Annotated in this window: 21 protein-coding genes; 11 read left to right on the forward strand and 10 right to left on the reverse strand. The window is 60.6% G+C overall.

What is annotated here, in order from left to right; translation table 11 throughout:
- Positions 1 to 88: 88 nt before the first annotated feature.
- Positions 89 to 2,758, reverse strand: coding sequence for a DNA gyrase subunit A (gene gyrA, locus BLR31_RS10615; protein WP_244505025.1), 2,670 nt, complete (start codon positions 2,756 to 2,758; stop codon positions 89 to 91).
- 285 nt (positions 2,759 to 3,043) lie between these two features.
- Between gyrA and BLR31_RS10620 the strand changes: the two genes are divergently transcribed.
- The 3 genes from BLR31_RS10620 (at position 3,044) to BLR31_RS10630 (ending at position 5,800) form a co-directional block, all read left to right on the forward strand.
- The gene (locus tag BLR31_RS10620) at positions 3,044 to 4,234 is read left to right on the forward strand and encodes an MFS transporter (protein ID WP_090595901.1); all 1,191 of its coding nucleotides are present in this window, start codon (positions 3,044 to 3,046) and stop codon (positions 4,232 to 4,234) included.
- A gap of 164 nt (positions 4,235 to 4,398) precedes the next feature.
- On the forward strand, positions 4,399 to 4,854 hold the full coding sequence (locus BLR31_RS10625) for a host attachment family protein (RefSeq protein WP_090595904.1): 456 nt from the start codon (positions 4,399 to 4,401) through the stop codon (positions 4,852 to 4,854).
- A gap of 7 nt (positions 4,855 to 4,861) precedes the next feature.
- Entirely contained in the window at positions 4,862 to 5,800 is a 939-nt protein-coding gene (locus BLR31_RS10630) for a YihY/virulence factor BrkB family protein (RefSeq protein ID WP_143009375.1), read from the forward strand.
- Here BLR31_RS10630 and rocD read toward each other — a convergent pair.
- Positions 5,797 to 6,999, reverse strand: a complete 1,203-nt coding sequence (gene rocD, locus BLR31_RS10635; RefSeq protein ID WP_090595910.1) for an ornithine--oxo-acid transaminase — start codon at positions 6,997 to 6,999, stop codon at positions 5,797 to 5,799. The two genes, BLR31_RS10630 and rocD, sit on opposite strands and share 4 nt — an antisense overlap.
- A gap of 20 nt (positions 7,000 to 7,019) precedes the next feature.
- Complete coding sequence (gene rocF / locus BLR31_RS10640) at positions 7,020 to 7,946, reverse strand: arginase (protein WP_090595913.1); 927 nt, start codon at positions 7,944 to 7,946, stop codon at positions 7,020 to 7,022.
- A 119-nt stretch (positions 7,947 to 8,065) separates the two neighbouring features.
- Here rocF and BLR31_RS10645 point away from each other — a divergent pair, with 119 nt between their 5' ends.
- Positions 8,066 to 8,491 (forward strand): Lrp/AsnC family transcriptional regulator, encoded by a 426-nt coding sequence (locus BLR31_RS10645; protein WP_090595916.1) that lies wholly within the window; start codon positions 8,066 to 8,068, stop codon positions 8,489 to 8,491.
- A gap of 39 nt (positions 8,492 to 8,530) precedes the next feature.
- Here the strand turns inward: BLR31_RS10645 and ssb are convergent, their stop codons facing one another.
- Positions 8,531 to 9,013, reverse strand: coding sequence for a single-stranded DNA-binding protein (gene ssb, locus BLR31_RS10650; RefSeq protein WP_090595919.1), 483 nt, complete (start codon positions 9,011 to 9,013; stop codon positions 8,531 to 8,533).
- 336 nt (positions 9,014 to 9,349) lie between these two features.
- Here ssb and uvrA point away from each other — a divergent pair, with 336 nt between their 5' ends.
- The 3 genes from uvrA to BLR31_RS10660 all read left to right on the forward strand — a co-directional run bounded on the left by uvrA (position 9,350) and on the right by BLR31_RS10660 (position 12,970).
- Entirely contained in the window at positions 9,350 to 12,241 is a 2,892-nt protein-coding gene (gene uvrA, locus BLR31_RS10655; RefSeq protein WP_090595921.1) for an excinuclease ABC subunit UvrA, read from the forward strand.
- Between the two features lie 131 nt (positions 12,242 to 12,372).
- Positions 12,373 to 12,534 carry a hypothetical protein gene (locus BLR31_RS21680; protein ID WP_176762606.1) on the forward strand — a complete coding sequence of 54 codons (162 nt, stop codon included), beginning with the start codon at positions 12,373 to 12,375 and terminating at the stop codon, positions 12,532 to 12,534.
- Positions 12,535 to 12,820: 286 nt separating this feature from the next.
- Positions 12,821 to 12,970 carry a DUF1127 domain-containing protein gene (locus BLR31_RS10660; RefSeq protein ID WP_090595925.1) on the forward strand — a complete coding sequence of 50 codons (150 nt, stop codon included), beginning with the start codon at positions 12,821 to 12,823 and terminating at the stop codon, positions 12,968 to 12,970.
- A gap of 65 nt (positions 12,971 to 13,035) precedes the next feature.
- Here the strand turns inward: BLR31_RS10660 and BLR31_RS10665 are convergent, their stop codons facing one another.
- Positions 13,036 to 13,686 carry a glutathione S-transferase family protein gene (locus tag BLR31_RS10665; RefSeq protein WP_090595928.1) on the reverse strand — a complete coding sequence of 217 codons (651 nt, stop codon included), beginning with the start codon at positions 13,684 to 13,686 and terminating at the stop codon, positions 13,036 to 13,038.
- 142 nt (positions 13,687 to 13,828) lie between these two features.
- On the opposite strand from BLR31_RS10665, the gene BLR31_RS10670 reads away from it, so the two are divergent.
- The 3 genes from BLR31_RS10670 to trmFO all read left to right on the forward strand — a co-directional run bounded on the left by BLR31_RS10670 (position 13,829) and on the right by trmFO (position 16,156).
- Positions 13,829 to 13,978: a DUF1127 domain-containing protein gene (locus BLR31_RS10670; RefSeq protein WP_090595931.1), complete on the forward strand. Its 150-nt coding sequence runs from the start codon at positions 13,829 to 13,831 to the stop codon at positions 13,976 to 13,978.
- A 132-nt stretch (positions 13,979 to 14,110) separates the two neighbouring features.
- Positions 14,111 to 14,671, forward strand: a complete 561-nt coding sequence (locus tag BLR31_RS10675) for a type 1 glutamine amidotransferase domain-containing protein (RefSeq protein ID WP_090596218.1) — start codon at positions 14,111 to 14,113, stop codon at positions 14,669 to 14,671.
- Positions 14,672 to 14,776: 105 nt separating this feature from the next.
- A complete protein-coding gene (gene trmFO / locus BLR31_RS10680; RefSeq protein ID WP_090595934.1) occupies positions 14,777 to 16,156 on the forward strand; it encodes a methylenetetrahydrofolate--tRNA-(uracil(54)-C(5))-methyltransferase (FADH(2)-oxidizing) TrmFO in 1,380 nt (459 codons plus the stop codon).
- Here trmFO and BLR31_RS10685 read toward each other — a convergent pair.
- The 4 genes from BLR31_RS10685 to yajC all read right to left on the reverse strand — a co-directional run bounded on the left by BLR31_RS10685 (position 16,153) and on the right by yajC (position 20,386).
- A complete protein-coding gene (locus BLR31_RS10685; RefSeq protein ID WP_090595936.1) occupies positions 16,153 to 16,995 on the reverse strand; it encodes a phytoene/squalene synthase family protein in 843 nt (280 codons plus the stop codon). The genes trmFO and BLR31_RS10685 overlap by 4 nt on opposite strands.
- Positions 16,995 to 17,387, reverse strand: a complete 393-nt coding sequence (locus BLR31_RS10690; RefSeq protein ID WP_090595939.1) for an Mth938-like domain-containing protein — start codon at positions 17,385 to 17,387, stop codon at positions 16,995 to 16,997. The genes BLR31_RS10685 and BLR31_RS10690 overlap by 1 nt, the downstream gene beginning before the upstream one ends.
- Positions 17,388 to 17,396: 9 nt before the next feature.
- Entirely contained in the window at positions 17,397 to 19,937 is a 2,541-nt protein-coding gene (gene secD, locus BLR31_RS10695) for a protein translocase subunit SecD (RefSeq protein ID WP_090595942.1), read from the reverse strand.
- Between the two features lie 113 nt (positions 19,938 to 20,050).
- On the reverse strand, positions 20,051 to 20,386 hold the full coding sequence (yajC, locus tag BLR31_RS10700) for a preprotein translocase subunit YajC (protein ID WP_090595945.1): 336 nt from the start codon (positions 20,384 to 20,386) through the stop codon (positions 20,051 to 20,053).
- Positions 20,387 to 20,552: 166 nt separating this feature from the next.
- On the opposite strand from yajC, the gene BLR31_RS10705 reads away from it, so the two are divergent.
- Entirely contained in the window at positions 20,553 to 21,434 is an 882-nt protein-coding gene (locus BLR31_RS10705; protein WP_090595947.1) for an ATP-binding protein, read from the forward strand.
- 59 nt (positions 21,435 to 21,493) lie between these two features.
- Here the strand turns inward: BLR31_RS10705 and BLR31_RS10710 are convergent, their stop codons facing one another.
- On the reverse strand, positions 21,494 to 22,675 hold the full coding sequence (locus BLR31_RS10710) for a peptidoglycan DD-metalloendopeptidase family protein (protein ID WP_090595950.1): 1,182 nt from the start codon (positions 22,673 to 22,675) through the stop codon (positions 21,494 to 21,496).
- Between the last annotated feature and the right edge of the window lie 83 nt (positions 22,676 to 22,758).

Consider the following 22,758-nt stretch of genomic DNA (forward strand, 5'->3'; position numbering starts at 1 on the left):
AAAGAGAAATGTCATTTTTGGGCAGAGATCGCTTAAAAAAAAGACGCCGACCACCGTGGTGGTCGACGTCCTGGACATTCAGATCAGCTTATTCCGTAGCAGGCGGCTCGGCCGCCCCGTCCTCAGGCTCTTCGCCTTCGACGGTTTCAGGCTCGATGATGCGTTCGACGGAGACGACTTTTTCATCCGGGGCGGTCTTGAAGACGGTCACGCCCTGGCTGGAGCGACCGACGATGCGGATGCCGTCGACGGGGACGCGGATGACCTGGCCGCCATTGGTGACCAGCATGAGCTGGTTTTCGTCTTCAACCGGGAATGATCCGATGAGCTTGCCGTTGCGGGCGTTGACGGCCATGGCGACGATGCCTTTGCCGCCCCGGCCAGTGACGCGATATTCGTAGGACGAGGTCCGCTTGCCGTACCCCTTTTCGGAGATGGTCAGAACGAATTGCTCGGACGCGCCCATGGCTGCGTAGCGTTCCTGATCGAGAGGCGCATCGCCGCTCACCTCTTCGTCGGTTTCGCTGCCGTCGTCGGCTTCCCCGCGTACGGCACGGCTCATCTTGAGATAAGCGACGCGGTCGTCGGCCGTGGCATCGAAATGGCGGAGGATGGACATGGCGATAACCTCGTCATCCTTGGCCAGATTGATGCCGCGCACGCCGGTGGAATCGCGGCCCTTGAAGACGCGGACGTCGGTGATCGCAAAGCGGATGCACTGGCCATTGGCCGTGGTGATCAAGATGTCGTCGGCTTCGGACGCGGTCTCAACGCCCACGATGCCATCGCCCTCATCGAGCTTCATGGCGATCTTGCCGTTCTGGCGCACTTCGACGAAGTCGGAGAGCTTGTTGCGGCGCACATTGCCCGATTGGGTAACGAACATCACATCGAGGCTTGCCCAGCTTTCCTCGTCCTCGGGGAGCGGCATGATCGAGGTAATGCGTTCGCCGTCTTCGAGCGGGAGCATATTGATCAGCGCCTTGCCGCGCGCCTGGGGCGCGGCGACGGGAAGGCGCCAGACCTTCATCTTGTAGACGATGCCGCGCGAGGAGAAGAACAGTACCGGCGTGTGGGTGTTGGCCACGAAAAGCCGCGACACGAAATCCTCGTCTCGGGTCGACATGCCCGAACGCCCCTTACCGCCGCGCCGTTGGGCGCGATAGGTCGAGAGCGGCACGCGCTTGATGTAGCCTGCATGCGAAACGGTGACGACCATGTCTTCGCGGGCAATGAGATCCTCGTCATCGAGGTCGCCTGCGAATTCGTCGATCTGGGTTTTGCGCGGGGTGGCGTACTGATCCTTTATCTCGATCAGTTCTTCGCGAATGATGCCGAGAACGCGTTCGCGCGAGCCGAGGATATCGAGGTAATCCTTGATTTGCTCGCCCAGAGCATTGAGCTCTTCGCCGATCTCATTGCGGCCGAGGGCTGTCAGCCGGGACAGGGTCAGCGCGAGGATGGCGCGGGCCTGTTCGTCAGACAGACGGAAGGTGCCGTCGTCATTGGTCTTGTGACGCGGATCGTCGATGAGATGGATCAGATCCATCACGTCGCCGGCCGGCCAATCACGGTCGAGCAGTTTTTCGCGGGCCGTCGCGGGATCGGGCGACGATCGGATCAGGCGAATGACTTCATCGACATTGTTTACGGCCACGAGGAGACCGACCAGCACGTGGGCGCGATCGCGGGCCTTGTTGAGGAGGAAGCGCGCGCGGCGGGTTACGACCTCTTCCCGGAAGCGCAGGAACGCCTCGAGGATGTATTTGAGGTTCATCAGCTCGGGCTTACCGCCGTTGAGCGCGACGAAGTTGCAGCCGAACGAGGTTTGCAGCATCGAAAAGCGATAGAGCTGGTTGAGAACCACGTCGGCCACGGCATCGCGCTTGAGCTCGATGACGACGCGCATGCCCTGTCGATCGGATTCGTCGCGGATGTCGGAGATGCCTTCGATGCGCTTGTCGCGTACCATCTCGGCGATCTTTTCGATCATCGTCGCCTTGTTCACCTGATACGGAATCTCGTGAACGATCAGCGCTTCGCGTTCCTTGCGGACCTCTTCGACAGTAACGCGACCGCGCATGAGCACGGAGCCGCGGCCGGTTTCATATGCCGAGCGAATGCCGGACTTGCCGATGATGATGCCGGCGGTCGGGAAATCGGGACCGGGGATGATCTCCATCAGTTCGTCTGTGGTGATCTCGGCATTGTCCATGAGCGCCAGACAGCCGTCGATGACCTCGCCGAGATTGTGGCTCGGGATGTTGGTCGCCATGCCGACCGCGATGCCGCCGCCGCCGTTGACCAGCAGATTGGGGAAGCGCGCAGGCAGAACCGTCGGCTCACGCTCGGAATTGTCGTAGTTGTCGCGGAAATCGACGGTGTCCTTGTCCAGATCGGACAGGAGCGTGCCGGTGATTTTTTCCATGCGAACTTCGGTGTACCGCATGGCGGCGGGCATATCGCCGTCGACAGAGCCGAAATTGCCCTGCCCGTCGATCAACGTCACGCTCATGGAAAAATCCTGAGCCATGCGGACCAACGACATGTACACGGCAGAGTCGCCGTGCGGGTGATATTTACCGATCACGTCGCCGACGACGCGCGCCGATTTGCGGTAGGGCTTGTTGTGCTCGTATCCCTGCTCATGCATCGAAAACAGGATGCGGCGGTGTACGGGCTTGAGACCATCGCGCACGTCGGGAAGCGCCCGGCTCACGATCACGCTCATGGCGTAATCGAGATAGGACTTGCGCATTTCATCGGTTATCGAGATCGGGTTGATGTCAGAGGGCAGTGCCGGCCCCGCGTCATCTTCTGGCGTATCTGTCACGATGCTCGTTTCTGAGACTGATTCTTCTGGTCAGGGTGTATTCGATTCCGACCGGAGATACCAGTTTATGACGCCCTTGTAGGGCATGAGAGGCACAGTTTTCTATGCTGTGCGAGGCAATGATATCGATTACAAGAAAGCTCTCGCCCAAACCGGGCCAATCGGTTGAATGGCGAGAGCATGCCCGCGCCCTTTTCTGAGTGGTTCTCCATGAGCGAAACGATATCGTCCCGTACCGCCGCACCGCTGCTTTTCGGCATGCGCGCAGACCGTGTTGCGGTCTCGGTCCTGTTTTTGGCCAATGGATTTCTCGTCGGGAGCTGGGCTCCGAAAATTCCGGTGCTTATGGACCGGCTGGTAATCACCGAATCGACGATGGGCCTGCTGATCCTCGCTTTCGGTCTGGGATCGATCGTCATGATGCCGATTGCGGGCGCTCTGACGGCGCGCAACGGGTCGGCCCCCATCCTCAAAGTCGTTTCTCTACTTGTCGTGCCTCTGCTGCTGCTTTTGACGCTGGCGCCCGAAATTCTCAGCACCGCTGTCGTCATTTTCGCATTTGGTGGTCTGATCGGCGGGATGGATGTGGCGATGAACACAAATGCCGTCGCCGTCGAAAAGCGCATGGGACGCGCCATCATGTCGTCCTGCCATGGATTCTGGAGCCTTGGCGCGTTGTTGGGGGCCGCGCTCGGTGGGCTATTGCTCGGATCGCTTGGCGAAGTGGGCCACGCTATTGTCGTGACGCTGCTGGCCGGCGTCGGGACTGTCCTTGTGCTGCCGCTCATTGCGCAGGACCAGCCGACGCCCGAGGCCAAAGCAGCAAACAAGCTGAAATTCCCCGCTTCGCCCCTGCCCTATCTCGTGGGAGCGATGGCGCTGTTCTCGATGATCCCAGAGGGTGCGATCCTCGATTGGAGCGCGCTCTACCTGCAACGCGACCATAACGCCTCGATCGAGCTGGCAGCGCTGGGGTTTGCGGCATTTTCGGCTACGATGGCAATCATGCGGTTTGCCGGGGATTCGATCCGCCAGAAGTTCGGAGCGGTCAACACTTTGCGGGTCTGCGGGGTGTTTGCCATGATCGGCATGGCGATTTCGGCAGTGGCGCCAACACCGCAGCTGGTAATCGTAGGGTTCGCGATTGCCGGGATCGGGATTTCCAACATGGTGCCGATCGCTTTTTCGGCTGCGGGCAATCTGCCTGGCGTTCCTTCGGGCATCGGGCTGTCCATCGTTACCGTCACCGGTTATTCGGGCATTCTCGTCGCGCCATCGGCGATTGGTTTTATTGCCGAGCGCACCGGCTTTTCTCCTGTTCTTTTAGGCACCGCAGCGCTTATCATCGTTACGCTGTCGCTCTCCAGCCTGGCGCGGCACGCCGACTTTTCGGCGGACTGAACCCGGAACCGTGTTGGCGCTCACGAGTTCCCCGTTCGATCGGGGGCGGTCGTCGCATGATGCGTCATGGTCGCTTTTGATCTGTGCTTGAACGCGTTTGCGGGGGTAGCGGCAACAATTGCCCTTGCTCCAGCGCGCCGTAGTTTAGAAACAGGAGCGATGCCATGCAGGATATGGATTTTCAGGTCGACAACAAAGCCTGGGTTCTCGTTGCCGACGGAGAAAAGGCGCTGTTTTTCCAAAACGATGGCACGCGGAAATCGCCCGATTTTCGGGTCGTGAGAGAACTCGAGCAAGACAATCCCCCGACGCGTGAACAGGGAACCCAGGCGCCCGGGCGCATGTATGATGGCGGCCCGAACCAGCGGAGCGCGGTCGAACAGACCGATTGGCACAGGCTGGCGGCAGAGCGTTTTGCAAAGGACGCAGCGGCATTGCTTTACAAGTACGCCCACTCCAACCGGTTCAAGGAAATCGTGCTCTGCGCGGCGCCGCGTGTGCTGGGGGAGTTACGCAAGGAACTGCATCCTGAGGTGGCCAATCGCGTTATCGGCGAGGTGCCCAAGACGCTGACCAACCACCCTGTCGACAAGATCGAAAAGATTCTGAGCGCGGGCTGAGATACACGTGACGACTGACGTAAAGCGCGCGCGCAGCCCATTGGCACTCGGGCGTTCCGAGTGGCGAAGCGTTGTGCTGCGCACGCTAAAGACCATGGGCCATCCCGACACCTCGCTTCGCTGTGCGGGCGTGGCCTTCTTCAGCTTCCTATCGATTTTTCCGGCAATCGCCATCGTGGTGCTGCTCGTAGGCATTTTGGCTGACCGGAGTTTCCTGATCGATCAGATCGAGCGTATGTCTTTCTTCATGCCCGAAATCGCACTGGGCGTGATCGTCAATCAACTCGATGCGCTGCTCAACCAGCCGGGCTCCGGTTTGGGTATTGGGCTGGCCATCTCGATTGCCGTCGCTCTCTGGAGCGGATCGCGGGGCGTTGATGCACTGATCTACGCCGCATCGGCCGCCTATTATGAAAGACCGAGCCGCAATTTCTTCGTTTCGGTGCTGATCTCATTTGCGGTCACGGTCGCTGCTGCCAGTTTCATGATCGTCGCACTGGCTCTGGTTGCGGCCATCCCTATCTTCACCCGGTTCTCGCCTATTCCCGGCACTGGCGAGCATCTTGCCTTGCTCTTGCGCTGGCCGGCCCTAATGGCGCTCGCCGTTGCAGCCTTCGCCATGCTCTATCGCTTCACGATCGTTCGCCGTGCGGCCCGCATTCGCTGGATATGGCCTGGGGCCGTCCTCGCATCGCTGTTGTGGATGGGTGCGTGCTTGGGGTTTTCACTCTATGTCGAGAATTTTGGCGAGTTCGAAGCCAGTTTCGGTTCGCTGGCAGCGGCGGTCGTGCTGTTGTTCTGGCTCTACATCTCGGCCCTGATCTTCGTCCTCGGCGCTGCGTTCAACGCCGAGATCGAACTCAAGACCGCCCGCGACACCACGATCGGTCCCGAACGCCCCATGGGCCGTCGCGGCGCCTATGTGGCCGATCACGTCGCCGATTAAGCCGCTAACACCGAGGAAAACACCTCGAGCGCGTCATCGATCTGTTGTTTGGTGATGACCAGAGGCGGTGCGATGCGGATGGTATTGGTGTGGGTATCCTTGGCGAGAATGCCCTTGTCGCGGAGCGCATAGCAAAATTGGCGCGCGCCGCCGGCTTCGGGGTGCAGATCGATAGCCAACATGAGGCCCCGACCCCGGACCGATTTGACGTGATTTGACTTGATGCCGGCCAACCCATCCGGGAAATAAGGGCCGAGCGCGGCGGCATTCTCAATCATGCCCTCGTCCACGAGGACCTTGAGCGCCATGCGGGCGACTGCGCACGCCAGGGGATTGCCGCCAAACGTCGACCCGTGCTGGCCGGGCTGGAGGACGCCCAAGACTTCGGAATTGGAGAGCACTGCCGAGACCGGGTAAAACCCGCCTGACAGCGCCTTGCCCAGCAACGTTACGTCGGCCTCAATGCCCTCGTGCTGTTCGGCCAGAAGTTTACCCGTGCGGCCAAGCCCGGTCTGGATTTCATCGAGTATAAGCGTGACGTTATGCTGGGTGCAGAGTTCGCGAACGCGCGTGAAATAGCCGGCAGGTGGGATGATGACGCCGGCTTCGCCCTGGATTGGCTCGACGAGAAAGCCGACAGTATTGGGCGTGATCGCCCGCTCGAACGCTTCGGCATCGCCGAAGGGCACGATCTTGAACCCCGGCGCAAAAGGGCCAAAACCGGCTCTAGCGTCCGGGTCGGTGGAAAAGCCGACAATGCCCATGGTGCGGCCATGGAAATTGTTCGAGCAGACGATGATCTCCGCCCTGTCCTTTTCGACGCCTTTGACCTCATAGCCCCATTTTCGCACAGCCTTGATCGCGCTTTCGACGGCCTCGGCGCCGGTGTTCATCGGCAGGACCTTGTGCGCGCCGGTTAGCTCGGCGATCTCCTGATAAAAGTGGCCGAGCTGGTCGTTGTGAAATGCGCGGGAGGTGAGTGTCAGTTTCCTGGCCTGATCGATCATCGCCTGAAGAATGCGGGGGTGGCAGTGACCCTGGTTCACCGCTGAATAGGCCGAAAGGCAATCGAGGTAGCGCTTGCCGTCGACGTCATAGACATAGACGCCATCGCCGCGAACCAGCGCCACGTCGAGCGGCTTATAATTGTGGGCGCCCAGACTCGACTCCAGCGCGATCAGCTCTTCGGTAAGCGTCATAAATCCCCTCCTAAAATTGGTCAGGCCGGTTGGGTCGGCCTGTCGAAGATGCGTTTGCCGAAGCCCGATGCGGCGAGTTCGACCATAAGGCGCGCGCTTTTCCCGCGATCGTCGAGGAATGGATTGAGCTCGACGAGATCGAGGCTGAGCAGGCGGTTCGAGCGATTGATCAGCTCCATCACCAGATGCGCTTCACGCACCGTGGCGCCGCCTGGAACCGTAGTGCCGACCCCCGGCGCCAGGTCGGGCTCGATGAAATCGACGTCGAGACTGACATGAAGCAGCGCGTCGTCGGCCTCGACCTCGGACAGGATGCGGCGCAGGACAGCGCCTATGCCGAACTCGTCGATTTCGGCCATGTCGTTGACATCGGCACCGCGCGCCTCGAGCAGATCGACCTCGGCAGGATCGATGGATCGCGCGCCCACGAGATGAAAGTGGCGTGCCGGCAGTTTGGGGCAATCGAGCATGCCATCGAACCCCGGCTCTCCGCAGAAGAAGGCGGCCGGCATACCGTGCATGTTGCCGCTTTCAGAGGTTTGCGGCGTGTTGAAATCGGCATGCGCGTCCAGCCAGAGCACGTGGAGCGGCTTGCCGATCCGCTCGGCATGGCGGAGCGCAGCGGCGACACTGCCAAAGGAGAGCGCGTGATCGCCGCCGAGATAAACGGCGGTACCCTTTTGCAGCGCGGCTTCGCCGGCGTCCGCAAGGGCCCTGGCCAAGCCGGTGACTTCAACGACATTGTGGGCCCGACCGGAAAGGGTCAGCGCGTTGTACTGCGCGGTGACGTCGCCGAGATCGTTCACTGTGTGGCCGATGGCGGCTAGCGCTTCGGCGATACCCGCAATCCGCAAGGCTTTGGGGCCCATCGAGCAGCCCTGTCCCCCGGCACCCTCTTCTAGTGGCGCGCCGATGAGGCTGATTGTTCTGGGTGCGGGTCCGCGCATCGATAATCCTCCGTTGGGTGCAGCATGACCAAACGATCGGACGGGGAAAAGTTGCATAATTGAGCAAAGTGCTGGTAGATTTCGCGCATAATGCTCAATGCGGATATGCAGAGTGCGCGATGGATGATGTCGATCGGAAAATTCTTTCCCTGCTGCGCGACGATGCGCGGTTGCCGGTAGCGAGCATTGCGGCCAGCGTGGGGATTTCGCGTGCAACGGTTAAGGCGCGCATGGCGCGGCTGCAGGCTAGCGGCACGATTTCGGGCTATACTGTGCAGCTTGGGGCGAGCCAAGAAGCGGCACCGGTCCGGGCGATTGCGATGATCGAGGTCGAGGGCCGGGTTACCGACCGCGTCGCGCGGGCGCTCCAGGGACTTCCCGAGGTGCGCTCGCTCTATAGCACCAATGGGCGATGGGATCTGGTCGCCGAGGTCGAGAGCGGATCATTACCGGAGTTCGACGCCGCTCTGCGCGCCATCCGGTTGATCGAGGGCGTCACCCTCACCGAAACCAATATCTTGCTGGCCGCCCGCTTCAGGCGGTGACAAGAAAAAGGGGCGCATGAAGCGCCCCTTGAAGCCAAATCAAAATGGAATGTCGTCGTCCATGCCGCCCGGCTCGAAAGCGGGCGCGCTGGATGGGCGCGAGCGGTTTTCGACCTGACGGCTGCCGCCATAGCCACCCTGCCCGCCGCCAGCATTGTCACCGCCGCCTTCGCCGCGGCCATCGAGCATGGTGAGGGTCGAGTTGAAGCCCTGCAGCACAATCTCGGTCGTGTATTGATCCTGGCCGTCCTTTTCCCATTTGCGGGTCTGGAGCTGGCCTTCGATATACACCTTGGCACCCTTCTTGAGATAATTCTGCGCAACCTTGGCGAGACCTTCGTTGAAGATCACGACGCGGTGCCACTCTGTGCGTTCGCGCTGTTCGCCAGAATTGCGGTCGCGCCAGCGCTCAGATGTCGCTATGCGCAGATTGACCACGGGGCTGCCGCTGGGCAGCGAGCGCACCTCGGGATCGGCGCCCAGATTGCCCACCAGAATAACCTTATTGACGCTTCCCGACATGATGATTGCCTTTCTGTCTCTTGTCCGCCGGGTTGCCCCAGCCAGTCACGTTTCGCGCAGGACTATATAGGGAGCGACGGCGAAATTCAGTCCCGCACACCTAGCTATACACAACTTACACGCCCTGTTTGTTCTTTTTTTGTTCGCATGCGAATTTATCGATGTCAAGCTTGACGAACTCGAATTCGTTCTTATTATGTTCCATTGCAAGGCAGCTCTGCGCTGCGCTGGCCTTGCGATGGACACAGGTTGTGCTTAAGTGATCCGGACGCCTCCCGCGCCCGTTATGACCCCTTGCCGGCCCAACCGCCGCTGCTCTTGGACGTTCGATATATCATGACCGATACTGCCAATCCCAATCGCGACATCGTCATTCGAGGCGCCAAGGAGCACAACCTCAAAAATATCGATGTGCGGCTGCCGCGCGACAAACTGATCGTCATGACCGGGCTGTCGGGTTCGGGAAAATCCTCGCTTGCCTTCGACACGATTTATGCCGAGGGCCAGAGGCGCTATGTCGAGAGCCTTTCGGCCTATGCGCGGCAGTTTCTCGAGATGATGCAAAAGCCCGATGTGGAAAGCATCGAGGGGCTTTCGCCGGCGATTTCGATCGAGCAGAAGACGACATCGCGCAACCCGCGCTCGACGGTGGGCACGGTTACCGAGATTTACGACTATCTCCGCCTGCTCTTTGCGCGCGTGGGCATTCCCTATTCGCCAGCCACGGGCCTGCCGATCGAAAGCCAGACCGTTTCGCAGATGGTCGACAAGGTCATGGCGCTCGAGGAGGGCACGCGGCTCTATCTGCTGGCCCCCATCGTGCGCGGCCGCAAGGGCGAGTACCGCAAGGAACTCGCCGAGTTGCAGAAAAAGGGCTTTCAGCGCGTCAAGATCGATGGCGAATTTCATGAGATCGAGGATGCGCCGGCGCTCGACAAGAAGCTAAAGCACGATATCGAAGTGGTGGTCGACCGGATCGTCGTTAGTGGCGATATCGCAAGCCGACTGGCCGAGAGTTTCGAGACCGCGCTGCGGCTCGCTGACGGTATCGCGCTTGCGGAATATGCCGATGAGACAGAAGACGACGGCAGCCCGAAGCGGTTGACGTTTTCGGAAAAGTTCGCGTGCCCGGTCTCTGGCTTTACGATTGCGGAAATCGAACCGCGGCTGTTTTCGTTCAACAATCCGTTCGGTGCCTGCCCCGTTTGTTCTGGGCTCGGAACGGAAGCCAAGATCGATCCCGATTTGATCGTTCCCGACGCGGCGCTGTCGCTGCGCGATGGCGCGATACAGCCCTGGTCGAAGACTTCCTCACCTTATTACATGCAGACGCTGAAGGCCGTGACGCGCCATTACAAGGCATCGACCGGAACAGCTTGGCAGGATCTGCCCTTCGAGGTGCAGCACGCGGTGCTATATGGCACCGACAAAACGGCCATCGAATTTGTCTATGATGACGGGTTGCGCAAATATACGACCAAGAAGCCGTTCGAAGGGGTGATCGGCAATCTTGAGCGCCGTTATCGCGAGACCGAATCCTCGGCTGCCCGAGAGGATATCGAGCGTTACATGTCGGCGGCGCCCTGCCCGGCCTGTGGCGGGTTCCGGTTGAAGCCCGAAGCGCTCGCCGTCAAGATTCACGGCAGCCATATCGGCAATGTGTCCAACCTTTCGATCCGCGCCGCTGCCGACTGGTTCGAGGATCTGCCCAACCATCTCAACGAGACGCAGAAGGCAATCGGCGAGCGCGTTCTCAAGGAAATCCGCGAGCGGCTAACCTTTCTCAACGATGTCGGGCTGCAATATCTCACTCTGTCGCGCAATTCCGGTTCGCTGTCCGGCGGCGAGAGCCAACGCATCCGGCTGGCTAGCCAGATCGGCTCTGGCTTGACTGGTGTGCTCTATGTGCTCGACGAACCCTCGATCGGGCTGCATCAGCGCGACAATGAGAGACTGCTCGAGACGTTGCGGCGTCTGCGCGATCTCGGCAATACCGTCATCGTCGTCGAACACGACGAAGACGCGATCCTGACGGCAGATCACGTGCTCGATATCGGGCCCGGTGCAGGCGTGCATGGTGGCAATATTATTGCGCAAGGCACGCCCCAGGACATCCTCGATCATCCAGACAGCCTGACGGGGCAGTATCTGTCGGGCCGGATGGGGATCGCAATCCCGCAGGAACGCCGGAAGCCCAAAAAGGGCCGGCAGATTTCATTGAAGGGCGCGACCGGGAACAACCTCAAAAATGTCTCGGTTGATATCCCACTCGGCATGTTCGTCGCCATCACCGGTGTGTCCGGTGGGGGCAAGTCGACGCTGACTGTCGATACGCTCTATCAGGCGATAGCGCGACGCCTTAATGGCGCGCGCGTTCACCCGGCGCCGCATGAAAGCCTAACCGGACTTGAGCTGCTCGACAAGGTGATCGACATCGACCAGAGCCCGATCGGGCGTACACCGCGTTCGAACCCGGCCACCTATACGGGCGCTTTCACCCACATACGGGAGTGGTTCGCCAATATGCCGGAATCCAAGGCGCGGGGTTATGGTCCGGGCCGGTTCTCGTTCAACGTCAAGGGTGGGCGCTGCGAAGCCTGCCAAGGCGATGGCGTGATCAAGATCGAGATGCATTTCCTGCCCGACGTCTATGTGACCTGCGACGTGTGCAAGGGGCACCGCTACAATCGCGAAACGCTCGAAGTGCATTTCAAGGGCAAGTCGATCTCCGATGTGCTGGACATGACGGTCGATGAAGGCGCCGAGTTCTTCTCTGCTGTGCCCGTTATCCGCGACAAGCTGGTCACGCTGCAGCGCGTCGGGCTTGGGTACGTCAAGATCGGGCAGCAGGCGACGACGCTTTCAGGCGGCGAGGCGCAGCGCGTCAAGCTCGCCAAGGAATTGTCCAAGCGTGCGACGGGCCGGACGCTTTACGTTCTGGACGAGCCGACCACCGGACTTCACTTCCATGACGTGGCGAAATTGCTCGATGTATTGCAAGAGCTCGTCGATACCGGAAACACCGTGATCGTCATCGAGCACAATCTCGAGGTGATCAAGACGGCGGACTGGATCGTCGATCTCGGCCCGGAAGGCGGCGATGGCGGCGGGGAGATCGTTGCGATCGGCATACCCGAGGACGTTGCGCAAAACCCGCGTTCGCACACCGGACGCTTCCTAAAGGATGTGATGGATCGACGTCCGTTACGCATGAATGCCGCTCAGTAAACCAATGACCTTTGCGTCAATTGGATGACCTTGCCATGCAGGCTGCGCATCGGCGGCGTGCATGACGGGCGATAACTGGCCGTCATGATTCGCTGTTAGCCTTTGAGCGTTGCAACCTCATGGAGGACTCCATGTTCATTCGCATCGCCTGGAATGGCGCCAGTGCAGGCAGCGCCGACCCGAGAAATCTCAAGCGCCTGGCGACAACGCCACGCAGAACTTGCGACGACCTTGGCGTCCCTGCCAAGGATTTTGCGAATATGACCAAGGGTCTGTTCGACCGCCTCGGCTAGCTCCGCAGGACCAGCCTGGGTCACACGCCCAACCTGCATACGCGCATGCTGGGTCTTGTCTCGGTCCCAAGCTCATGTGCGGGCGCGTCGGATATCAGCCGGCGCGCCAACCAAATGGGGGTGTTGCAGGCGACAGGAAAGGGGCTTTATCGGCGTGGAAGCGTTATATGCGGAACTTAATTAACCAGCCATGCGGAGACCGCATGTCGGAGTTGCCTAATTCCCTAGTACACAGGTCGAGTATCAATCCCTAGATATGCGGCATCAAAACGAAAGGAAATTTGATATGGGTATCCGTAAGACATTTCAGAAATGGTCGGCTTACCAGCAGACCGTGCGTGAACTGAACGCACTGGGCAATCGTGAGCTTAACGACCTTGGCATTACCCGCGGCGACATCGAACGCATCGCTCGCGACCATGCTGCACAGCTTTAAGCTTCAGACGACCTCCAACGTCCGAACACGAAAAAGGCATCCTTGATCGGGATGCCTTTTTTGATTCAGTGCGCACTGCGCCCGCGTAGTTCGTCATAAGAAATGCAGACCGTCTTTTCAAACGCCGGACGGCTTTTCAGGCGCTCGTGCCACGCGGCCACACCGGGCAGATCGGGCAAGTCGATGTCCATAGTCGTCAACCGGTAGAGCGAAACGCCGGCGACGATATCGGCATAGCTGAAAGCGTCGGTGGCCAGGTGGTCGGTTTGCTGCAATTGCGCGTCCATGATGCGCAGCGCGGCGATGGTTTCAGCCAGCGCTGCAGAAATGGCCGCCTTGTCATGACGGTCGGGTGGTGTGCGGACAAGCTGCCAGAACAGCGCGATCCATCCCTTCTGAAATGTCGTTGCCGTCCAGTCGGTCCATTGATCGATGGGCGCACGGTCGGCGGGACCTTCGGGCCACAATGCCCCGCCGCCGAATTGCGCAGCGACATAGCGGACGATGGCATGGCTTTCCCACAAGGTCAGATCGCCATGCTGAAGTACGGGAACGAGCCGGTTGGGGTTCATTGCACCAAATTGCTGCGTGTCCAATCCGCCGAAGCGGCCACCCACTTCGCGGTGATCGAAGGCGACCCCCACTTCTTCAAGCGCCCAGCGGGCCTTTTGTAAGTTGGCCGAACTCGCCCGGCCCCACAGCGTAACGGTAGTCATGAAACGCCCATTCCTTAATCGCAGATGAATCAACGGGCCCAATAGTCATGCACAAAGTGCAAGACGGCAATGACCAAACAGGCCCTGCACACGGCTGGCGAACACGCCTATCTCTCCACCTGTAAGATGAAAGGAGATACACATGGACATTCGCAAGTCGTTCAAGCGTTGGTCGGCCTATCAGCAGACCGTTCGCGAACTCAACGCTCTTGGTAACCGCGAGCTGAGCGATCTCGGCATCAGCCGCTCCGACATCCAGCGCGTTGCCCGCGAACATGCAAGCGCACTTTAAGCGCTTCACACGCAGGCAAGACCAGTTCTGAAGGGCATCCATTCCAATGGGTGCCCTTTTCATTTGATGGGGTGGGAACAGGCGTCGTCCGCCAACGTTTTCCTTTCAATCCACACAGGAAAGGAAGACCCCATGCAAAACCTTGCAGGTAAGACCATTGCGATTCTCGCCACCGACGGATTCGAACAGTCCGAACTGGAAGTACCGCGCGATACGCTGCGCCAGGCCGGCGCCGAAGTGCATGTGATTTCACTGGAAGCCGGTGAGATCAAAGGCTGGGACGAAGACGATTGGGGCCGAGCCGTGCAAGTCGACAAGACGCTCGATAGCGTCACATCCACAGATTACGACGCCATCGTGCTTCCAGGCGGACAGATCAATCCGGATCTTTTGCGCGTCGAGCAGTCGGCGATCGATTTCATCAAAGCCTTCTGGAATGAGAAGAAGGTCGTCGCGGCGATCTGCCACGCTCCGTGGCTTCTGGTCGAGGCCGGGATCGCCAAGGGCCGGAAGATGACCTCGTACCCGTCGGTCAAGACCGATGTCATCAATGCCGGCGCGCATTGGGAAGACAGTGCCGTCGTCACCGACCAGGGGCTCATCACCAGCCGTAACCCGGGCGATCTCGAGGCCTTCTGCGAAAAGATCGCCGAGGAAATCAATGAAGGCAAGCACGAGCGCCGGGCTGCCTGACCTACTCTAGCGGCGATTTGACCGAAACGCGCGCGCGGCAGTCTTGGATTGCCGCGCGCTTTTCGTTTATAGCCAGCCCTGTCAGCAACAGGGTCAGGATAAAACATGGTGGTCGTGCATATCATCGGAGGCGGTCTCGCGGGGTCGGAAGCGGCGTGGCAGGCCGCGCAGGCGGGTGTCGACGTCGTTTTGCACGAGATGCGGCCGGTGCAGCCGACCGATGCGCATCACACCGATGGTTTTGCCGAACTGGTGTGCTCCAATTCCTTTCGTTCCGATGATCACGAACATAATGCCGTTGGGCTGTTGCATGAGGAAATGCGACGGGCCGGCGGGCTAATCATGGCGTGCGCCGATAAGCATGCGTTGCCGGCCGGTGGAGCGCTGGCCGTCGATCGCGACGCGTTTTCGCAGTCCGTGACCGAGGCCCTCGAGGCCCATCCGCGGATCACAATCGCTCGCGAAGAAATTGCCGGGCTGCTGCCATCCGACTGGAAGCACGTCATCATTGCCACGGGTCCGTTGACGTCCCCTGCCCTCGCCTCGGCGCTGCAGCAGTTGACGGGGGAAGATTCGCTAGCGTTTTTCGATGCAATCGCGCCGATCGTTCATGCCGAGAGCATCGACATGGAGATCGTGTGGGCGCAGTCGCGCTATGACAAGCCCGGTCCGGCAGGCACGGGGGCGGACTATCTCAACTGCCCGATGGACGAAGCGCAGTACAACCGATTTATTGACGCGCTGCTCGAAGCGCCGCTGCATGAATTCAAGGACTGGGAGAAAGTGCCCTATTTCGACGGCTGCTTGCCGATCGAGGTGATGGCAGAGCGCGGGCGCGAGACGTTGCGGTTTGGGCCAATGAAGCCTGTGGGGCTTACCAATCCGCGCGACCCGGAGACAAAGCCATACGCTATTGTGCAGCTGCGGCAGGACAATGCGCTGGGCACGTTGTGGAACATCGTCGGGTTCCAGACCAAGATGCGCTATGGCGTGCAGGCTGAGATCCTGCGGATGATTCCGGGGCTGGAGAACGCCCAGTTCGCGCGTCTTGGCGGGCTGCATCGCAACACGTTTCTCAACTCACCCAAAGTTTTAAACCCCGATCTGACGCTCAAGGCCGATCCGCGCCTGCGGTTTGCAGGACAGGTCACCGGCGTCGAGGGCTATGTGGAAAGCGCGGCGATGGGGCTGCTGTGTGGCCGGCTGTCGGCCGCCGAGGCCAAGGGTGAAACGCCCATCCTGCCACCGGCAACGACCGCCTTCGGCGCGCTGGTCGGTCATATCACGGGTGGCCACATCGAAGCCGAGGCCTATTCCGGCGCCCGAAGCTTTCAGCCGATGAACGTCAATTTTGGCCTCTTTCCGCCCATCGACGTTAAAAAGCCGGAAGGGCTGAAGGGGCGCTGGCGCGGACCCGACAAGGCGAAGGCCAAGAAAAAGGCAATGACAACGCGAGCACTCGAGGACTTGGCAGGCTGGCTCTAGCGGGCGCGCAAGCTCCACCAGATGACCGACAGCAGCCGCGTGAAGGGCGACGGCGCAGGATGCTGGGCGAACGGCGTCGCGATCAATTTATCTGCGGCGCGAATATCGGCATCGACGAGGGACGATGACGCGAAGGCGGGCTTGAGCGGTGCGTCGAGTGCGACCACGGCACTGGCCGCCTTGTCGGCATGAACTCTGGCCAGATCGACGATCTGTGCGAGGGCGGCGCGCAGGGCCTCGCTGTCGCGACCGGCATAAATATCGGCTTCGTGAACGCCGTGGGCCTTAAAGATCGCAAGTGGCAGGAAGAGTTGGCCGCGCGAGGCATTATATCCAAAGGCTCGGACATGGCCGATGAGCGCCTGGGCTACGCCGAGATGCCCGGCTGCGTCGGCTGGCTTGTCGGTGGCGCCGCCGGCGAGGATCATTGCCGCGTACTGGTAGAGGACCGAGACGGTTTCGCCGGCATAGCCCTCGAACTGGCCGATGTCGGGCATGGGGTCGTTATAGAGATCGAATCGGCGTGCAGCGAGCAGGCGAACCAGCGGGCCCGCGGGCAAGGCGTAGGTTTCGAGCGTCTTGAACAGGGCGTCTGCGACGGGGTTTTGTGAGATCGCGCCGCGTGCTTCGCCCTCAAGAGCCTCCACCCACCACTGCAGGCGGATTTCACCCGGAACGGGCTCGGACACGCGCTCTCTCACGGCAGCGATCTCGGCTGAAAACGCAAAGATCGCCTGCACGGCCGCCCGGTGCTCGGATGGGATGACCAGACTGGCGGAAAAGCGATCACGGTCGAGATCGCGCAATTCCTGCGCAGCCAACTCAAAGCTCGAACCCATCAGCGCGCCTTTTCGACGGCGATCAGCGCCGCCGCCACGGCGCGTTTTTCGTTCATCAGCACGTTATAGGTACGCACCGCGCTGCCCGTGGCGACCGCCTCGACGATCACCCCGCGCTCGCGAAATGCATCCCGGATATCGCTCGGGATCGCGGCGATGTCCGGGCCGGTGCCGATCAAAAGAACGTCCACCTCATCGGCGGCGTCCATGACGCGGGAAAGCGACGCGAGCGTTATGTCCGCAGGGTCGTTAACATCCCAGGCATACATGCCGCTGGGAAGCCCAATGAGCGATCCCTTGTGCGACATGTCGGCGAAGCGGAACCCGCCATTCCCATATGCGTCGATGGCCGACTGATAGGGATAATGGCCCTGTCCCGCTTCCCAGTCCATCACGGCGCCTTAGACGGCCGCGCCGTCGGTCCGGCGCTCGGCCTTGGGCTTTTCGACTTCGGCATCAGCGCGTGTCTTCACCCCGAGATAGAGCAGGACAGGCGCCGAAACGAAGATCGACGAGTAGGTGCCCACGAAAACACCCCATGCCATGGCGATGGTGAAGTCACGGATGACCTCGCCGCCGAAAAAGACCAGGGCCAGAAGCGCGAGCGCCGATGTGCCACCGGTCAGGATGGTGCGCGCCAACGTCTGGTTGAGCGACATGTTGATGATCTCGGCCAGAGACACCCGTTTGTATTTGACGAGATTTTCTCGAATTCGGTCGTAGATCACCACCGTATCGTTGAGCGAGTAGCCTATGACGGTCAAAATCGCCGCGATACTGGTCAGGTTGAACTCGAGCCTGAAGACGGCGAACAGCCCGATCGTCATCAACGCATCGTGCAGCAACGCCGCCAGAGCGCCGACACCGAACTGCCATTCGAACCGCAGCCACACATAGATCACGATACCGATCATCGCGACGATGATCCCGATCGTGCCGCTCATGGCAAGCTCGCCGGACACGGTGCCGCTGACGGCCTCGGTGCGTCGGACTTCGTAATTCTCGTCGACCGCCTGCGTTACTTGGCTTACGGCAACCTGTTGGGCGGCGTCGCCACCCTCCTGGATACCGATGCGGACAAGGACGTCTCGCGGGGTGCCGAACTCCTGGACCTGCACTTCGCCAAGCTCCAGCAATCCGAGGCGCTCACGCAGATCGATGATGTCGGCATCGCCTTCGCGGGCCTGCAATTCGATCGCCGTGCCGCCGGTAAAGTCGATGCCCAGATTAAGCCCGGATATGAGGGGTGCCGCGATCGCGCCAAGCGTCAGAAGTCCGCTGATCACGAGGGCAGGAATGCGCCATTTCATGAACGGAATTTTCGGCTCTAGCGGCAGGAATTTTTCGAGCAGGTTGACGCGCAGCGTCTTGGGGCGACGGCGGCGATACCAGAACTCGATGAAGATCTGAGTGACGGTATAGGCGGTGAACATGGTGGTCACCACACCGATCGCCAGTGTCACGGCAAAGCCCTGAACCGGCCCTGAGCCAAGGAAGAACAGCACCGCGGCGGCGATAAGGGTCGTGATATTGGCATCCACCACCGTCAACATGGCGCGTTGGAAGCCCGATGATATCGATTGGGCCGCCGTTCGCCCCGCGGCGAACTCTTCGCGTATTCGCTCGAAGATGATCACGTTGGAGTCGACCGCCACGCCGATGGTCAAAACGATACCGGCAATGCCAGGCAGCGTAAGCGTTGCCCCCAGAAGCGAGAGAACGGCCAGCATCATGGCGATGTTGAGCAAGAGCGCCAGATTAGCGAACAGGCCGAACGTGCCATAGGCAACGAACATGAAGATCACGACGCCGATGGTCGCGATAATACCCGCGGTGATGCCGGCATTGATCGAATCTGCGCCAAGGCTGGGGCCAACCGTGCGCTCTTCGACAACGTCGAGCGTGGCAGGCAGCGCGCCGGCGCGGAGCAGAACGGCAAGATCGCTCGCGGTCTCGGGCGTGAAGGTGCCCGAAATCTGCCCGGTGCCGCCGGTGATCGGCTGCTGAATGGTCGGCGCGGTGATCACCTGATCGTCAAGCACTATAGCAAAACGGCGCCCGACATTTTCCGAGGTGATTTCGCCAAATGCCAAGGCACCCTGGGTGTTGAAGCGGAAGGTGACGACCGGCTGTCCGTTCTGGTCGAAGGAGGGCTGCGCGTCGATCAACTGCTCGCCACCGAGCGCGACGTCCTCGTAGAGAAGTTCGTCGAAACCATCATTGCTCGGCACGATGATCGTGCCGGCGGGCAGGCCCTGGGCTTCAGCCTGTGCGGCCGTCATCGACGGATAAACCAGGTGGAAGGTCAAACGTGCAGTCTGGCTGATCAGGTCCTTGAGGCGCTCGGAATCGCCAAAGCCCGGCACCTGAACCAGGATGCGAGAATCGCCCTGGCGCTGGATGATGGGCTCGGTGGTGCCGACCTCGTCGATACGGCTGCGGATGACTTCGAGTGACTGGGCGACGAGCGCGGACATACGGCTCGTTATCGCGTCTTCGGTCAGGGTTATGCGGACGCGGCCACCTGTCGTGGTGACGGTGGTTTCCTGGATCGACCCCGTCTGGAAGAGATTGCCCTCAAGCGTAACCTGCAGCGGCGCAAGGATTTCGCGGGCCTGCTGAAGCTGGCTCGAATCGGTGAGTTCGACATCGAGGTTCGGCCCCGAGGTCGTGATGATGCTCCCGATGCCCGCCTGGATGAGCAGAGCGCGTGCGTCGCGTCGTATGTCGGCGAGCCGGCCCTGGACGATATCGTCTTCGTTGACCTGCAACAGAAGGTGCGAACCACCCTGGAGGTCGAGCCCGAGGACGATTTCCTGCTTGGGCATGAAGTCTGGAAGATTGCTCAGCGTTTCATCGTCGATGAAATTGGGAAAGACCGTAACGATGCTGACCAGAGAAACGATCAGCACGGCGATCGACTTGAACGACGGGAGCTTCATGAGAATTTCTGTCCTTAATGACCTACAGCGCCAGACGTCCCCGCTCGGGGCGCGTCGGCGCTACAGGTTTGGATACGCGGGGCAAATGCCCCGCGACATATGTACGAACCAGACTATTTGTTGTCGTTGACCGGTTCGGATTTGGTCCGTACGTCCGCCACCATGGTGCGCACGACCTTGATCTTGACCCCAGGGGCGATTTCGAGCTCGAGGTCTTCGCCCTCGACGGCCTTGGTCACCTTGCCCACGACACCACCATTGGTGACGATGGTATCGCCGCGCTTGACCGATGCCAGCATAGCCTGATGAGCCTTCATCCGCTTCTGCTGCGGGCGGAAGATAAGAAACCAGAATATGACGATAAGCAGGATGATAGGAATAAAACTAGAAATAAAATCCATCCCAGACGGCGCGGCAGCACCTTGGGCGAAGGCAGGGGTCACGAACATTAAGTCACTCCGTAGCGCTCTGCTTGTCAAAGCAGGACTGATTGTCCCATATAGGGACGCTTGCGGGTTTTGAGCAGGTCTCGCCTGCCCAAAAAATCGCGCGGACTATACAAGCGAGCCTTATGAAAGGCAAAGCCTATCGGGCTCACTCAAGGACCATTCTCCCGTGGAAAATTCCGATCAGATCAACCGCATCGCAACGGCGCTCGAAGCTATTGCAGGCGCCCTCTCATCCATCGCCGGCACCGATCACCCGCCGCTCGCTCTCGAGGATGGCGTCAACGCCTATCTCTGGGACGGCGAGGCGGAAGCCCTGCTCGCAGTTCGCAAGGTCAATCGCGTACCGCTCGAGCTGCTGGAGGGTGTTGCGCATCTGCGAGACATCCTGCTCGCCAACACCATGGCTTTCGCCAGGGGCCTGGGCGCCAACAATGCGTTGTTGTGGGGCGCGCGCGGCATGGGCAAGAGCTCGATGGTCAAGGCTGTGCACGGGCATATCGATGCGCTGGGAGACCCCGATATCGGGCGTTTGGTGCTGATCGAGATCGCGCGCGAGGACATTGCCAGCCTCCCTGCCCTGTTGCGATTCGTGACGGCGCGGCCCGAGCGCTTCATCATCTATTGCGACGATCTGAGCTTTGATCGCGACGAGACGAGCTACAAGGCCCTGAAATCTGTCCTGGACGGCGGTCTGGAAGGCCGACCGGCCAATACCGTCTTCTATGCCACCTCGAATCGCCGCCACCTGATGCCACGCGACATGATCGACAATGAGCGCGCCACGGCGATCAATCCTGGCGAGGCTGTCGAGGAAAAGGTTTCGCTCTCGGACAGGTTCGGGCTCTGGCTTGGCTTTCACGCCTGCGACCAGGACACCTACCTCGCCATGGTGCGCAATTATGTCGCGCATTACGGCATCGATATCTCCGAAACGGCTCTGCGCGCCAAGGCGATCGAGTGGGCTGCCACGCGTGGGTCCCGTTCGGGCCGCGTCGCCATCCAGTTCGTGCGCCATCTGGCTGGTGAACTAGGCAAATCCATCGCCTGAAAAGCGAAGGGCCGGCTCTTTCGAACCGACCCTCTTCAGATTCAACAGGTCTCGTCGCCCTAGCCAGCGAGCAGCGGCATCGGATCGACTGGCGTCGCGCCGCGGCGCAGTTCGAAGTGCAGCTGAGGACGGTTGACCGAACCGGTCATGCCAACCGTGCCGATGGCATCGCCGCGCGCCACGGTGTCGCCTTTGGCGACCCCGATATTGCTCAGATGCGCATAGGCCGAAACGTAGCCATTGTTGTGCTTGACCAAAACCAGATTGCCGTAACCCTCGACGGCGTTACCGACATAGATCACTTCACCGTTTTCGGCAGCCCGAACCGAGGTGCCTTCGGGCGCTTCGATGTTGATGCCGGTGCCGCGCGAGGCCGCAAAGTCGGTGATGACGCGACCCGAGAGCGGCCAGCGGAACTTGTCGCTCGTCGTTGCCGCGGCGGGCGCTGCCGCTGCTGGCTGCTGGGCAGGGACAGAAGCGACCTGGGTGGTCGGCTCGGCTGCGGGTGCGGCTGGTGTCGCTGCGGCCTGCGGAGCCGGCGTGGATGATGTCGTGGCTGGCGTTCCGTTGGGCGCCGTCAGCGTCTGGCCGCCATCGGCGGACGCGACCTGTTGGCTCTGCTGGCCGCGCTGGGCCAGAAGATCGGGCCGCCCCGGAATGATGAGGCCCTGACCGACGCGAATCTGGTCCGGTGCTGAAATCGAATTTGCCGAGATGATGTCGGTTGCGCTGACATCGTAGCGGCGGGCGATTGTGTAGAGCGACTCGCCCGACGCGATGGTGTGTGTGTAGGTATCCCCTTGGACAACCGAGAGCTGCGGCGCAGAGCTGACCGCAGGTTGGACAGGAGCGGGGGAAGTCGTAGACGCAACTGCGGTCTGTGCAGGCATGGCTGGGGTACTCGTTACTGAAGATGGCTGCAGGGCGGGTAAATCCTGAGAGACGACGGCGGACTGTACGCCCGAAGTCTGACCACCGATCGGCAACGCAGTCGTGCGATCGATGAGACCGGGTGCGCTTGCAACACCAGTTCCTCCTGCACCGATATTGGCGGGCGGAAGGAAGGCCGGCATGGACTGACCGACGACGGCCCCGCCCATTGTCGACGTCGAACCCGTAGTGGTGGGATCGCTGCCGAAAGACCCCATAGAGGAACAGCCTGCCAGCACGATGGCGGCAACGCCAAGGGCGAATGCGGAAGCCGTACTGCGCAGTGTGGAACCAGTTACGCTCAAGGTCATGGGAAAGCCCGTCAACTCATCTACTCAATACAATTAAAGTAGACTTGTTAAGGTAAAGACGAGCTTAAGGCTGGGGCGCCGGA

This window comes from Pelagibacterium luteolum (genome assembly GCF_900100665.1).
GTDB classification, from domain to species: domain Bacteria; phylum Pseudomonadota; class Alphaproteobacteria; order Rhizobiales; family Devosiaceae; genus Pelagibacterium; species Pelagibacterium luteolum.

What these genes read in the sequence shown, in the direction of transcription:
- rocD (WP_090595910.1), bottom strand. Translation starts at nt 6,999, where the DNA reads ATGACGCTTACCGAAGAGCTGATCGCGCTGGAGTCGAGTCTGGGCGCC.
- BLR31_RS10645 (WP_090595916.1), top strand. Translation starts at nt 8,066, where the DNA reads ATGGATGATGTCGATCGGAAAATTCTTTCCCTGCTGCGCGACGATGCG.
- BLR31_RS10660 (WP_090595925.1), top strand. Translation starts at nt 12,821, where the DNA reads ATGGGTATCCGTAAGACATTTCAGAAATGGTCGGCTTACCAGCAGACC.
- BLR31_RS10620 (WP_090595901.1), top strand. Translation starts at nt 3,044, where the DNA reads ATGAGCGAAACGATATCGTCCCGTACCGCCGCACCGCTGCTTTTCGGC.
- BLR31_RS10675 (WP_090596218.1), top strand. Translation starts at nt 14,111, where the DNA reads ATGCAAAACCTTGCAGGTAAGACCATTGCGATTCTCGCCACCGACGGA.
- trmFO (WP_090595934.1), top strand. Translation starts at nt 14,777, where the DNA reads ATGGTGGTCGTGCATATCATCGGAGGCGGTCTCGCGGGGTCGGAAGCG.
- gyrA (WP_244505025.1), bottom strand. Translation starts at nt 2,758, where the DNA reads ATGCGCAAGTCCTATCTCGATTACGCCATGAGCGTGATCGTGAGCCGG.
- BLR31_RS10710 (WP_090595950.1), bottom strand. Translation starts at nt 22,675, where the DNA reads ATGACCTTGAGCGTAACTGGTTCCACACTGCGCAGTACGGCTTCCGCA.
- rocF (WP_090595913.1), bottom strand. Translation starts at nt 7,946, where the DNA reads ATGCGCGGACCCGCACCCAGAACAATCAGCCTCATCGGCGCGCCACTA.
- uvrA (WP_090595921.1), top strand. Translation starts at nt 9,350, where the DNA reads ATGACCGATACTGCCAATCCCAATCGCGACATCGTCATTCGAGGCGCC.
- ssb (WP_090595919.1), bottom strand. Translation starts at nt 9,013, where the DNA reads ATGTCGGGAAGCGTCAATAAGGTTATTCTGGTGGGCAATCTGGGCGCC.
- BLR31_RS10625 (WP_090595904.1), top strand. Translation starts at nt 4,399, where the DNA reads ATGCAGGATATGGATTTTCAGGTCGACAACAAAGCCTGGGTTCTCGTT.
- yajC (WP_090595945.1), bottom strand. Translation starts at nt 20,386, where the DNA reads ATGTTCGTGACCCCTGCCTTCGCCCAAGGTGCTGCCGCGCCGTCTGGG.
- BLR31_RS21680 (WP_176762606.1), top strand. Translation starts at nt 12,373, where the DNA reads ATGTTCATTCGCATCGCCTGGAATGGCGCCAGTGCAGGCAGCGCCGAC.
- secD (WP_090595942.1), bottom strand. Translation starts at nt 19,937, where the DNA reads ATGAAGCTCCCGTCGTTCAAGTCGATCGCCGTGCTGATCGTTTCTCTG.
- BLR31_RS10670 (WP_090595931.1), top strand. Translation starts at nt 13,829, where the DNA reads ATGGACATTCGCAAGTCGTTCAAGCGTTGGTCGGCCTATCAGCAGACC.
- BLR31_RS10685 (WP_090595936.1), bottom strand. Translation starts at nt 16,995, where the DNA reads ATGGGTTCGAGCTTTGAGTTGGCTGCGCAGGAATTGCGCGATCTCGAC.
- BLR31_RS10690 (WP_090595939.1), bottom strand. Translation starts at nt 17,387, where the DNA reads ATGGACTGGGAAGCGGGACAGGGCCATTATCCCTATCAGTCGGCCATC.
- BLR31_RS10665 (WP_090595928.1), bottom strand. Translation starts at nt 13,686, where the DNA reads ATGACTACCGTTACGCTGTGGGGCCGGGCGAGTTCGGCCAACTTACAA.